The sequence below is a fragment of the Halalkalibacter hemicellulosilyticusJCM 9152 genome, from assembly GCF_000513115.1.
Classification (GTDB): domain Bacteria; phylum Bacillota; class Bacilli; order Bacillales; family Bacillaceae_D; genus Halalkalibacter; species Halalkalibacter hemicellulosilyticus.
The window spans coordinates 54,730-67,733 of sequence record NZ_BAUU01000001.1; the positions used below are offsets into that span (position 1 = coordinate 54,730).

Genomic DNA, 13,004 nt, shown 5'->3' on the forward strand with positions numbered 1-13,004 from the left:
GGAGAATTTAAATGGGGAGCTACATCATTAAGAAAATTGTGATGACGATTCCGTTACTGCTCGTTATTTCATTTTTAACGTTTATTTTAATTAACCTCTCACCCTTAGATCCAGCTGAAGTAGTGTTACAGGCTCAAGGGGTTCCGAAGATAACCGAGGAGTTAATTGCCCAGACAAAGGAAGAATTAGGGATGGATCAACCATTTTTTATACGTTATATCGATTGGGTCATCGCTTGTTTAAAGCTTGATTTTGGTTATTCCTATGTAACAGGCCAGTCTGTTTGGCCTTTAATTGGTCCGGCGTTTCTTAATACATTCAAGCTCACCCTTGTCTCCTCAGTTGCAATTATCTTCATTTCGATTGTAGTAGGTGTGATATGTGCCTTACAGGAAGGGAAAGCAGTAGATAAATCAGTACGAGGGCTTTCCTTTCTTCTAACGGCGATGCCTTCTTATTGGTTGGCTTCACTGATGATATGGTATTTCTCCGTAAAGCTAGATTTATTGCCGACCTACGGAATGGAATCGTTCAAAAGCTATATTCTACCTGTTGTCATTATCGTGATTAGCTATGCGGGTATTTATTTTCGCGTAGTACGAAGCTCGATGCTCGCTAACTTAAATGAAGATTACGTGTTATACGGTAGGGCATGCGGATGGACGGAGAGGAAGGTCATTAAGCATATCGTACGAAATTCATTACAAGTTGCAGTCTCTATTTTCTGTATGGCGATCCCCATTATTTTAGGGAGCACGGTCGTAATTGAAAATGTTTTTGCTTGGCCTGGATTAGGGAGTCTTAGTGTTCGTTCGATTTTGAGTAGAGATCTTCCTATTATTCAAGCATATGTCCTTATATTAGCGGTTGCTTTTGTTTTGTTTAATACGTTGTCTGACATTATTAATGCCGCAATGAATCCGAAGCTAAGGAATGATCTTTAAATGAATGTGCTGAAGAATATTAGTAAAGATAGGATAGCGACAATATCTCTTATTTTACTTGTAGGTGTGATTGGTGCAGGAATATTGGCGCCAATTGTTGCGCCGCATGACCCGAATGAAGTCAATATGAGCCTTCGATACGCTCCAATGTCATGGACGTACTTATTAGGAAATGACCATTTAGGTAGGTGCGTGTTATCTAGGTTGATTTATGGGATACGTCCGAGTGTGTTAGCAGTCTTAGCTGCATTAGTGATTTCTGTCTTGATAGGCATGGTGTTAGGCTTTATAGCAGGCTATTTTAAAGGGAAAGTCGATGCAATTATTATGAGATTGTGTGACACGATGCTTTCATTTCCTGGATATGTTATGGCTCTAGCGATTATCGGAATTCTAGGAGTCGGTCTAGAGAACATATTAATTGCCTTTGTACTCATTAAGTGGGCGTGGTTTGCGCGAATTATCCGTACATCGGTTATGCAATATGTTGATTTAGACTATGTAAAATACTCGAAGGCAGTCGGGATGAGTCCTATCAGAATTATGTATAAGCATACACTACCGGTTAGCTTTGCAGACATTGCGGTTATTTCTAGTGGTGCGATTGGCTCGATGATCTTACAAATATCAGGTTTTTCTTTTTTAGGATTAGGGATACAAGCGCCGAACGCTGAATGGGGCATGATGTTAAATGAGGCAAGGGACGTCATGTTCACAAGGCCAGAGTTAATGATAGCACCTGGGCTGGCGATCATGCTTGTTGTATCAGCTTTCAATTTCTTGTCCGATGCTCTGCAAGTTGCATTAGATCCTAAGCTGATGAAATCAAACGATCATCAGCACAAGAAGGAAGCACTCTCAGAAATAAATGTTCAAGGGAAAGGGGTGGCTAACTAAATGGGTAATCTATTAGATGTTTCGAACCTTAAGGTATGGGATGCCCATACGGGAAAGGTCATTGTGCATAATAGTTCCTTTCATTTAAAGGAAGGGAAATGTCTAGCTATTGTCGGTGAAAGTGGAAGTGGAAAGTCAGTCACTTGTAGAGCGATAATGAAATTGAATAAAGCTTCGCTATTTCATTCAGGTCAGATTAAGTATAAAGGAAGGCAACTAAACGACCTTGCTGAAAGAGACATGAGAAAGATAAGAGGTAAAAGCATTTGCATGATTTTACAAAATGGGATGAGTGCTTTTGACCCAACGTGTACGATTGGTGTTCATATAAAGGAAACATTGACTGAGCACTTTAATATGTCTAACGATGAGATGATAGGCAAGATGCAGAAGGCAATGGAAAGTGTGAGATTGAAGCATCCAATTGAAATCTTGAACAAATATCCTCATCAATTATCAGGAGGGATGCTACAGCGAATCATGATTGCTCTTGCTATTGTGTTAGAACCGGACATCATTATTGCTGATGAACCGACGACAGCATTAGATACGATCTCACAATTTGAAGTGGTAGAGCAACTCATTCAATTACGGAAGAGAATGCGTACGTCTATGATCTTTGTCTCTCATGATTTAGGTATTGTTCGAAAAATAGCGGATGATGTTCTCGTTATGAAGGATGGAAGAGTTATTGAAAAAGGGAAAACAGAAGCGATCTTCTCTGAGCCGCAGCATGATTATACGAAACATTTAATAGGAACTAGATTAGCATTAAGCAAACACTTCGAGCAAATTATGGGAGGAGAGGCTAAAGTTGCTGAAAGTTGACCATGTTGAGAAATTCTATAAAAATGGCGGCTTGTTTTCAAAGGGAAAGCAACATGTGCTAAAGGGGATTAGCTTTGAATGTATGGATGGAGAGTGTTTAGGAATCATTGGCGAAAGTGGTAGTGGTAAGTCGACATTAGGGCGTTTATTAGTTGGAATTGAAAAGCCTGACCGTGGAACTGTCTTATTTCACGGAAAGGATGTAAATGATAGAAGGGTGAGAAGAGGGGCGATCAGTGCTGTATTTCAAGACTATAAATCGTCTATTAACCCGTTCTTTACTGTCTATGATGCTATAAAAGAATCTCTTATTCCACATTTTAAAAACAAAAGAGACCTTGATTTGAAGGTGGACCACCTGTTATTCCAAGTCGGGCTAGATCCATCCTATAAAAGTAAATACCCTCATGAGCTATCAGGGGGAGAAGCGCAAAGAGTTTGTATTGCAAGGGCAGTCTCAACCGAGCCGAAGTGTCTTTTATTAGATGAGGCGATTAGCTCGTTGGATGTTTCTGTGCAAACACAAGTGCTTGATTTATTGAAGGAGTTAAAGGAAGTCTACAATATGAGCTACATTTTTATCACTCATGATCTTCAAGCGGCGGCTTACATATGTGATCGAGTGATGATTTTTAAGGATGGTCAAGTTGAAGAAGTTGTGAAGGTTGAGGAATTGAACAATGTTCAATCCGAATATGCGAGAAGGTTGTTAAGGGCACTTATTACATTTTAATAAATGAAGGAGAAAGTCATGTTTAGTGGAGCAATGTCTTGGCCTTTTCTACGCTTGTATGTGTTAGTTCTCCTCTATTTCAGTGCAAATGCTATACTGAATGTCATTATTCCATTGCAAGGGGAAAGCTTAGGAGCTAGCAATACGACAATCGGTGTAGTCATGGGGGCTTATTTATTTACAACGATGTTCTTCCGTCCATGGGCAGGTCAAATGATTGAGCGGCATGGACCGATACGAGTGTTGAGGATTATATTGATCATTAATGGAATTGCCCTGTTATTATATACGGTTACAGGTTTAGGTGGCTACTTGATTGCGCGAATGCTACAAGGTGTGTCTACTGCTTTTTTTTCGATGGCGCTACAAGTAGGGATCATTGATGCTTTGCCAGATAAGGAACGTTCGCAAGGAATCTCATTATACTCTCTATTTTCATATATTCCTGGTATTATTGGCCCTTTATTGGCGATAGGTATTTGGCAGGAGGGAATGAATTATTTTACGGTTATCATGGTTGCGATTGCGGTGATTACCGGATTTGTCGGTTACACTGCAAAAATAGAAAAAAACGAAGAAGCAAGCGTGACGCCTGAGAGTAATGAACGGAAGGTAGCTACCTTTCGTTCATATAGTCAGCTAGTAAAGAATCCATTTTTATTTAAATGCAGCGTACTAATGCTTGTGGCATCGATTGTATTTGGGGCGATTACGACCTTCATTCCACTGTATGCCATGCAACTAGAGGGTGGAAATGCAGGGATTTATCTTATGCTTCAAGCGGCAACTGTAGTGATTGCACGGTTTACTTTAAAAAGCAGAATTCCGTCAGATGGAAAATGGCACTCTACTTTTATGATGGGGACGATGTTCATTTTAACCGTAGCGTCATTATGTGTAGGATTATCGGTAATTGGTGGGGCTATTGTATTCTATATCGGCGCTATCTTAATGGGAATTGCTCAGGCGTTACTATATCCTACATTAACCACCTATTTATCTTTTGTTTTGCCGCGCTCAAGTCGAAATATGTTACTTGGACTATTTATTGCCATGGCAGATTTAGGTGTGTCATTAGGTGGTGTGGTGATGGGTCCAGTAGCTGATCTGTTCTCATACCCGCTGATGTACATCATATGTGCGATATTAGGGCTATTGATGGTTGGGTTTGCTTATGAGCGGAGAAAGGAATTTGTTGGGTGAAAAATATGTAAAGGGTGGATCTCCGAGTCATTGGGAGGTCACTGAAAAATTCCTTTTTAGTAACTCAAAGAAGAGTAATGGCTCCGCTCGTTGCGCGCCTTTCTATGAGAAGCCCACTCATAGAAAGGCTTTCAAAATCGGGCAACGGCTACGCACATTACTTAAAGGTAGCTGAAAAAGTGCGATTTTCACTTTTCAGCTACCTCGTCATTGGAGGTCTTTTTTTTTAGAAGATTAAGAAACTATAAAATTCGAGGAAGAAATGTGAGAAGAAAAGACGCTATTGCGTTTTCCTTCTATAAAAAGCAGCCAGGAAACATTCCAGTAGCGATACCTAAGCGATTCCAGCTATTTATCGTATTAATAGCCATTATGAATGTGAGAAATTCCTTTTCTGAGTAGTATTGAAGGACGTTCTGATAAACATGGTCTGGGACGCCATCTTCAGCTACCCTTGTTACGTATTCCGTTAATTCTAGTACAGCCTTTTCTGCATTCGTATAGATAGGAACTTCACGCCAAACGGTCAGTAATAAGATACGATCTAGGCTTTCGCCCTTTCTTTGAAGCTCTTTTGCATGCATATCGATACAAAAGGAACAACCGTTAATCTGCGAAGCACGTATCTTAATAAGGTTGTACAGTGTTGGATCTAATCCACTTTCAGTAATTAAGGTTTCAAGCTTCATCATCGTTTCAAAAATTTGTGGATGGACCTTTTGATGATTGATTCGAATGGTCAACGTCATCACTCTCCCTAAAAATAATTTGTTTCAACCTATATGACAAATAAGAAGGGGAGTTTGTGACATTGATGAGTGAATTATTTTTTGTTAAAAAAGCAAACGGCCAAATAGGAATACGTTAAGTTAACGCTGATTATGGTATTTGCGGTAAACACTTGGAGACATCCCGGTATGCTTTTTGAATAATCGGCTGAAATAATATACATCTGCATATCCAATCGTTTTAGCTATATCGAGAACAGAGTGATGTGTGAACGAAAGTAATTCTTTGGCTTTTTTGATTCGGAACTTAATCAAATAGTCAATAGGACTTAATCCGTTATAATATCGAAATTGAGATGAAAAAAAGCCTTGACTGACCCCGTATCGATTAGCCATATCAGTTAATGTTATTGATTTGTTGTAATTCAATTGGAAATAACGGATTGCATCATGAACCATATTTGTTTGCTCATTCGAATGGGATTCGTTCTGACAAGAAACAATTGATTCATACAGTAACTGATAAAATAGAATTCTAGAACGAAATGCTGATAGGGGTCCAGATGCAACAGAATTTGTATGAAGAGATTTTAATAGTTCGAGTAATGTATGGTTAAGGTGTACTTGTAATTTATAGTGTGAGTTGGTGTGCTTTTCAACTGTATTAGCTTCACAAGTATAATGGATTAAACAATATTCGAAGTCTGTCTTTGGGCTTGTTTCATAATCTAAGTTCATTTGACAACCACCGTGTAAAATGGTTCCTGGCGTAGCACTGTATTCTGTCCCATCAAAAGTAAATTTTCCTTCTCCTTTAAGCACATACAAAAAGCCAGCAGCAGGAGTTTTGAAGTTCAAATTAGAATAGCCTCCTTCAAGAGAGCACCAAAATACATCTGAAACAGAAAATAAGCCTTTTGAATAGTATGAAGTTAATGAATCTAGTTTCACCATTGCTTTACCCCTTATACGATCATTATGATCAAATATTATCATACATAATTGCTTAGGAGAAATTTCAACTAAGGAGGGACATGATCGTAAAGAGGTGGGTAGCAAATGAACTTAAAAATATAAGCTTTCCTTGCAAAAGAATGCTAATCAAGGAAAGCTTTAATAAAACAGCTTGCACTGCGAATTAGTAGTAATGTTAATGATTTAAAGCATTGATAATGGTTTCAATTCCGTAATTAACCCCAATTGGCCCAGGAGAGAATGCGGAGCTTTCGAGCAAATGAACGTGATTGTTTTGCACGGCTTGCAGGTGATTCCAAACGGTGCTGTTTTCTAATTCTTTTAATCTAGGCTCTAGTTCGACATCGGAACGGTTGTGTATAAAGATATGATCTGGATTTAATGTACTTAGCCCTTCTAGCGAAATTTCCTGAGATGTACCATCAAAAGATTCAGGAGTTGCTAATTCGAGATCATTGTAATAATGTAATCGTTCTGTTCCCCATAAGAAAAAGCCATTGTCTTGCAAATCGATAAATAATACTGTCTGTTCATTTGAATCGGCTAATTGATCTTTGGCGTCATTTAGATGGTTTTGATATTGAGCAATAATCTCTTCTGCGTCTTTCTCAAGGTTAAGGGCCTTACCAATTTCAAGCAATGCCCATTGCCAATCGTCATTTGCCTTTGAAGAATCAATGAAAAATACGGGTGCGATTTGAGTTAGTTGACTATAAATCTGGTCATTTCCCGAAGCATCTCCATCAGAACCTGCTGCTAATATAAGATCGGGATTCAGATCAAGTAATTTCTCTAGGTTGATTTCATTGTAGCTACCAATATCAACAATCTCTGTTCCTTGGTAGTAGGGCTGAAGTGCTTGGAAATTGGCTACAAAGTCGTCAAAGTAATTTGCCCCGACAGGAGGATGATTGAATGAAAGCAGAAGCTCTGTTAATGTAAAGTAAGTGACTGCAATTCTTTCAGGGTGTTCGGGTAAAGTCTGCTCTCCTTTATGATCTACGACGATTCTATGACCTGTATTAGAATGTGTATCTTCTAATTCATCTTCTGTAGTAGAAGATTGAGAACTGCATGCGATTAGTAATAGAGTTAGTGCAGCAGATAATAGTAGAATAATGTTAAATCGAGTCTTCAATGTAAACACCTAACCTTCGTTTTTTTATTTGAAAATGATTATCAGTATCGTTTGATATTATAAAAAATTTTATCTTGTAATTCAATGGATAATCTGAATCAATAGGGATGGATTATTTTAATATATAGAGGCAAAAGAAAGTTTAATAGGAGATTAAGTAAGAACAAACTGAATAGGTTAAGTGATGAGTGCGGTTCCTCATTCCTCTATTTTTTCTATATTTCACTTTTTCATGATATTACGGTTCCTCATTCCTCTATTTCGGGTTTTATAGCTCCTTTTGGCGTTATTTAGCTCAAATAGTGGAAAGAGGATTCCTTTTTCTTCTCATGAAGAGGAGGTACCTCGAATTAGCGGAAAGAGGATTCCCTTTGTTCTTTATGAGATCCCCCGTGCCTCTCGAATGGAGAGCACTGAAAAAGTCCTTTCTAGTAACTCAAAGAAGAGTAATGGCTCCGTTCGTTGCGCGCCTTTCTATGAGAAAGCCACTCATAGCAAGGCTTTCAATATCGGGCAACGGCTACGCACATTACTTAAAGTCCACTAAAAAAGTGAAAATCGCACTTTTTCAGCGGCCTCTCTCGAATGGATAGAGGAGGCGGTGTCGCGCTGTATTCCACTGATTTGGCTTTTCTCCCTCTTAGTTCTTTTCTTAATAAGAAAACAATAATGATAAAAATTCTCATTGACACAATGAAAGCTGTCGCTTAAAATAATTGACAGTGATAATTATTATCAATATACATAAAGAGGAGTGGGGGACATGTCCAAAGTGGCATTTTCACAAAAAGGGGTACATAGTAGTCGTTTATTTGTTCTTATTCTATCACTGTTGTTCATTTTGGCGGCGTGTGGTGGAGAGGATGCTGCGCAATCGCCAGATGAGGATGGAAGTGATGAGCAAGTGGAGGATAGCCGAGATGAGGAAGAGAGTCAAGGTATACGTGAGGTTGAGCATGCATTAGGTACAGCCGATATTGATGGAAAGCCAGAACGCATTGTTACGCTGTATCAAGGAGCAACAGATGCAGCCGTTGCGTTAGGGATTACGCCGGTTGGGGCGGTTGAGTCATGGGATCAGCAGCCGTTCTACGATTACTTCGGTGATGCGCTAAACGATGTTGAAGTTGTCGGTTTAGAAACTCAGCCTAATTTAGAAGAGATTGCCCAGCTGAATCCTGATCTGATTATCGCTTCGCAAATTCGTCACGAGGAAGTGTATGAGCAGCTTTCAGAGATTGCTCCGACTGTCGTGCATGAAACGGTGTTTGATTTTAAAGGGTCAGTTGAATTATTAGCTGAAGCTGCAGGTGAGGAAGAGAAAGCGAATGAAATTTTGACAGATTGGGATAATCGAGTAGCTGATTTCCAAGTTAAAATGGAAGAGAAATTAGATGATGAGTGGCCATTTTCTGTTTCCGTATTGAACTTTAGAGCGGATCATGCGCGTATATATGTAACGGGTTTTGCTGGTTCCATTTTAACAGAGCTAGGCTTTGGTTCTCCTGAAGGTCGTCAAGATGATGAGGATATTTTAATGCTAACAGATAAAGAAAGTATTCCTGAAATGAATGCAGACGTCTTTTATATCTTCTATGATCATACGGAAGGTGCGGTCGAGCAGAGCTTTGATGAATGGACGAGTCATCCATTATGGGATAATTTAGATGCTGTTCAACATGACCAAGTGTTTGTTGTTGATGAAATTACTTGGAATTTAGCTGGTGGTATTTTGTCAGCGAATTTAATGCTTGATGATATTTATGAGCGGTTTGAATTAGAACAATAATGACTAGTGCATAAAAGGCTAGGAAACGCTTGCTTGAGCGCTCCCTAGCGTTTATGCAGAATCCACGGACAAAGGTAATGAACCTTTTCCGTGGCTTTGTTGTTATTTTTGCTGTAAGAGTTTGTGAGGAGGAAGGTAAGTATGTCATGGCGATGAATACACCTTTTAAATGGATTAGCTTGACCTTCGCATTTATTTTATTTGTTAGTTCCTTTTGTTTGAGCGTTGCTCTTGGGCAAACATCCATTCCATTAAATGTTACAATAGATGCTTTCTTACATTATGATGAGTCCAATACAGAGCATATCATTGTGACAACTTCAAGGCTTTCTAGAGCAGTGATTGCAACTGTTGTCGGTGCTAGCCTTTCTGTCGCAGGTGCGCTTATGCAAGCGTTAACGAGAAACCCCTTAGCGGCACCAGATATTTTTGGGATCAATGCAGGGGCGGTCTTTTTTATTGTATTTTCTGCTGCTTTTTTATCTGTACAATCGTTAATGCACTATATGTGGATTGCTTTTTTAGGGGCGGCGGTTGCTAGTGCTCTTGTCTATTTTTTAAGTTCACTTGGGAGAGATGGATTATCACCTATCAAAATTGTTCTAGCTGGAGCGGCGATTTCAGCACTATTTATTTCATTTACGCAAGGTTTATTAGTGTTAAATGAGCAAAGCATTCAAAGTGTTTTATTTTGGTTAGCTGGTTCTGTTTCTGGGAGAAGTATGGATATGCTTTTGCCTATTTTACCTTTTATGTTTTCTGCGATGCTGCTTGCTTTATTTTTAGGAAAGTCCATTAATTTGTTGCAGTCTGGTGAGGATGTAGCGAAAGGATTAGGGCAGCGCGTGATAGTAGTGAAGCTATTGATCGGTATGGTTGTTATATTCCTTGCCGGTGGTTCTGTAGCAGTTGCGGGCTCGATTGGTTTTATCGGATTAATTGTTCCGCATATGGTGCGTGGTATTGTAGGCTATGATTATCGCTGGGTCATCCCCTTTAGTATGCTATGTGGAGCTAGCCTATTATTGCTAGCTGATGTGGCGGCAAGGTTTGTGATCATGCCACAGGAGATGCCAATCGGTGTGATGACTGCTTTGATCGGAACGCCATTTTTCATTTATATTGCTCGTAGGGGGTTGTCGAAGAATGGCTAAGTATTTCACATTTCGAACGAAGTCAGAGTCGGTATCTATACAAATATACAAAAAGCCATTTATCGTCTTACTATCGCTCGTTGCCCTTACGATCTTTTTATTTATTACATCGATGTCCGTTGGAAGCTCGTTTATTCATCCGTTCAATTCGATAAAGCATCTATTTGGATTGGGGCTTGAAGAACATCATTTTGTTTTGCACACGTTAAGACTGCCTCGAATTGTTCTTTCCTTCTTCGTTGGAGCAGCTCTTGGAGTATCGGGACTTATTCTACAAGGGATTATACGTAATCCTCTTGCCTCACCAGACATCATTGGTATAACAGGTGGGGCAACGGTTGGAGCACTTACATTTATTGTGCTCTTCGCAGGTGCTGTTAGTATGCAGTGGCTTCCGTTAGCAGCTTTTTTAGGAGCAGCGATCGTATCGGTTGTGATTTATCTTCTCTCATGGAAGAAAGGTGTCACACCTATTCGCCTCGTGCTAATTGGAATTGGAGTAGCAGCGACGATGAGTGCGTTGACGACGATGATGATCGTTCTAAGTGATACTATGGCTGTAACGAGAGCGTACTTGTGGATGACGGGAAGTTTATACGGGGCGAACTGGCAAGATGTGTCCCTTATCCTACCGTGGGTGTTGATTTTTATACCACTTGCTCTGTTCTTCTCCCGAGTCGTCGATGTGAAGGAGCTTGGGGATGAAGTAGCAGTCGGTTTAGGGATAAACGTTCAGCTCCATCGGTTTATGTTGTTATTTGTTAGTGTCGCATTGGCAGGAGCTGCTGTCGCTACGGCAGGGGGAATTAGCTTTGTTGGCTTAATGGCACCGCATATAGCCAGAATGCTAGCAGGTCGATCTTTTGCGAGTCTTGTTTTCATTTCGGCCTTTATTGGTGGAATCATTGTTATTATTGCTGACACGGTGGCACGTACGGCTTTTTTACCATTGGATATTCCAGCAGGTGTTTTCACCGCCGGCATTGGTGCACCATTCTTTATTTATTTGCTATATCGTAATCGAAATATGTAGAAGGAGCTGAGAGACGTGAGTGTTCTTGAGACGAAATCATTGTCATTAGGCTATGGTGAGGGACTGATTATCGAAGAATTAGATTTGCAAATACCAATTGGAGAAATTACAGTCTTTGTTGGAGCGAATGGAAGTGGAAAATCGACTCTACTTCGTTCACTAGCAAGGTTATTAAAGCCGCAATCGGGAGACGTTCTATTAGATGGTGATAACATTCGTAGCTTATCAACAAAGCAAGTGGCAAAGCGTTTAGCTATTTTACCACAAGGCCCGATTGCTCCCGAATCATTGACTGTACAGCAATTGATTAAGCAAGGTCGTTTTCCTCATCAAACGTGGTTGAAGCAGTGGTCGAAGGAAGACGAACGAATCGTTGATGAAGCGCTTGAAGTGACGAACTTAAAGGAGTTTGCTGATCGTCCTGTTCAATCGTTATCTGGTGGACAGCGACAGCGTGCGTGGATCGCGATGACTCTTGCTCAGCAGTCTGATATCATTTTATTAGATGAACCGACGACTTACTTAGACATGACACACCAAATTGATGTGCTCGATCTCTTATTTGATTTAAATGAACGAGAGAAGCGGACGGTTGTGATGGTATTACATGATCTCAATTTGGCTTGCCGCTATGCTCATCAAATAGTTGCTGTATACGATAAGAAAGTGTATACACAAGGAAAACCAGAAGAGGTGTTAACGCCGAAAATGGTTAAGGATGTATTTCGAATGGACTGTGAGATTATAGAAGATCCACTCTTTGGAACGCCTTTATGCATTCCCCATGGTAAAGGCAGGTATCGAGAGGTCACAACAAGTACGAGAAAGACTTCCTAGGTGGCCCAAATGAGTACAAGTGTAATAGAGCGATTAGATAACTTTGATATAAAGCGAGTAGAAGAAAGTGACATTGGTATTTCAACGATTGATTTACTTCAAGAAGAGAAGGCACTTGCTTATTTGCAAGAGCAACAAGAGAAGCTGAATGCACCCAATATGGCAGTGGCTGCATCCATGTTGTCAAAGCGATATGCTTATTTAGTCGTAGGTTCAACTTTGTATAGTATGATTGAACTGAATGGAGCACCTTGCTTTCCGCTGAAAGCGTGTGGCTTAACGGAGGAACGGGGACTATGTATAAATGAAGGCGACTGTCCATGGCAAGAAGCACAGGCTAATCGTGAAAAGTGGCGTACGACCGTTTTGCAGGAGCTATTTGCTAACCACCTTACACCAGTCATAGTAGCTTTACAACGTGTTAGCCGAATACCACAGACTATCTTATGGGAAAACGTCGCAGTACGGATCAATTCGATTTTTCGAGATGCATTAGATGATTGTGTTGAAAATGAAATAAAACAACAAAGCATTTATGACGATTTTTTATTTTTGAAAGGAGCAGGTGGGGCGCTCTTTCAGTTGAAGGAAAATCCGATTAAATCGTATTTAAAAATAGGAGAAGAGCTTTATTCTAACCCAACTCGTCAAACGTGCTGTATGTACTATCGCTTAAAGAAGGAGGAGGGGAAAATAAGCTATTGTAGGGTGTGTCCTGTGAAAAAGTGAAGGCCCTTATTCAATA

At 39.9% G+C, this 13,004-nt stretch carries 13 protein-coding genes; 10 read left to right on the top strand and 3 right to left on the bottom strand.

Translation table 11 applies throughout. From position 1 onward, the window contains the following. Positions 1 to 11 precede the first annotated feature (11 nt). Genes opp1B through cntE form a run of 5 tightly spaced genes read left to right on the top strand, consistent with a single transcriptional unit; the run spans position 12 to position 4,605 of the window. Entirely contained in the window at positions 12 to 944 is a 933-nt protein-coding gene (gene opp1B / locus JCM9152_RS00305; RefSeq protein WP_035339674.1) for a nickel/cobalt ABC transporter permease, read from the top strand. Next, positions 945 to 1,841, top strand: a complete 897-nt coding sequence (gene cntC, locus JCM9152_RS00310; protein ID WP_035339676.1) for a staphylopine uptake ABC transporter permease subunit CntC — start codon at positions 945 to 947, stop codon at positions 1,839 to 1,841. It abuts the gene before it with no gap. Further along, positions 1,842 to 2,669, top strand: a complete 828-nt coding sequence (cntD, locus tag JCM9152_RS00315) for a staphylopine uptake ABC transporter ATP-binding protein CntD (protein WP_035339678.1) — start codon at positions 1,842 to 1,844, stop codon at positions 2,667 to 2,669. Continuing rightward, on the top strand, positions 2,656 to 3,402 hold the full coding sequence (locus JCM9152_RS00320) for an ABC transporter ATP-binding protein (protein ID WP_035339680.1): 747 nt from the start codon (positions 2,656 to 2,658) through the stop codon (positions 3,400 to 3,402). The genes cntD and JCM9152_RS00320 overlap by 14 nt, the downstream gene beginning before the upstream one ends. A gap of 18 nt (positions 3,403 to 3,420) precedes the next feature. Then, the gene (cntE, locus tag JCM9152_RS00325; RefSeq protein WP_035339686.1) at positions 3,421 to 4,605 is read left to right on the top strand and encodes a staphylopine family metallophore export MFS transporter CntE; all 1,185 of its coding nucleotides are present in this window, start codon (positions 3,421 to 3,423) and stop codon (positions 4,603 to 4,605) included. Positions 4,606 to 4,901: 296 nt separating this feature from the next. Here cntE and JCM9152_RS00335 read toward each other — a convergent pair whose 3' ends face one another. The 3 genes from JCM9152_RS00335 to JCM9152_RS00345 form a co-directional block, all read right to left on the bottom strand. Next, the gene (locus JCM9152_RS00335; protein ID WP_035339930.1) at positions 4,902 to 5,348 is read right to left on the bottom strand and encodes a carboxymuconolactone decarboxylase family protein; all 447 of its coding nucleotides are present in this window, start codon (positions 5,346 to 5,348) and stop codon (positions 4,902 to 4,904) included. 126 nt (positions 5,349 to 5,474) lie between these two features. Then, complete coding sequence (locus JCM9152_RS00340; protein ID WP_035339688.1) at positions 5,475 to 6,287, bottom strand: AraC family transcriptional regulator; 813 nt, start codon at positions 6,285 to 6,287, stop codon at positions 5,475 to 5,477. A 196-nt stretch (positions 6,288 to 6,483) separates the two neighbouring features. Continuing rightward, positions 6,484 to 7,446, bottom strand: coding sequence for an iron-siderophore ABC transporter substrate-binding protein (locus tag JCM9152_RS00345; RefSeq protein WP_035339689.1), 963 nt, complete (start codon positions 7,444 to 7,446; stop codon positions 6,484 to 6,486). 763 nt (positions 7,447 to 8,209) lie between these two features. Between JCM9152_RS00345 and JCM9152_RS00355 the strand changes: the two genes are divergently transcribed. From JCM9152_RS00355 to JCM9152_RS00375, 5 genes are all read left to right on the top strand, one after another. Continuing rightward, positions 8,210 to 9,235 (top strand): ABC transporter substrate-binding protein, encoded by a 1,026-nt coding sequence (locus JCM9152_RS00355; protein ID WP_035339691.1) that lies wholly within the window; start codon positions 8,210 to 8,212, stop codon positions 9,233 to 9,235. A 146-nt stretch (positions 9,236 to 9,381) separates the two neighbouring features. Further along, the gene (locus JCM9152_RS00360) at positions 9,382 to 10,389 is read left to right on the top strand and encodes a FecCD family ABC transporter permease (RefSeq protein WP_148296406.1); all 1,008 of its coding nucleotides are present in this window, start codon (positions 9,382 to 9,384) and stop codon (positions 10,387 to 10,389) included. Further along, positions 10,382 to 11,422 (top strand): FecCD family ABC transporter permease, encoded by a 1,041-nt coding sequence (locus tag JCM9152_RS00365; protein ID WP_035339692.1) that lies wholly within the window; start codon positions 10,382 to 10,384, stop codon positions 11,420 to 11,422. The genes JCM9152_RS00360 and JCM9152_RS00365 overlap by 8 nt, the downstream gene beginning before the upstream one ends. A 15-nt stretch (positions 11,423 to 11,437) precedes the next feature. Then, positions 11,438 to 12,259 (top strand): ABC transporter ATP-binding protein, encoded by an 822-nt coding sequence (locus JCM9152_RS00370; protein WP_035339693.1) that lies wholly within the window; start codon positions 11,438 to 11,440, stop codon positions 12,257 to 12,259. A gap of 9 nt (positions 12,260 to 12,268) precedes the next feature. Next, a complete protein-coding gene (locus tag JCM9152_RS00375; protein WP_052015413.1) occupies positions 12,269 to 12,988 on the top strand; it encodes an IucA/IucC family C-terminal-domain containing protein in 720 nt (239 codons plus the stop codon). Positions 12,989 to 13,004: the final 16 nt, after the last annotated feature.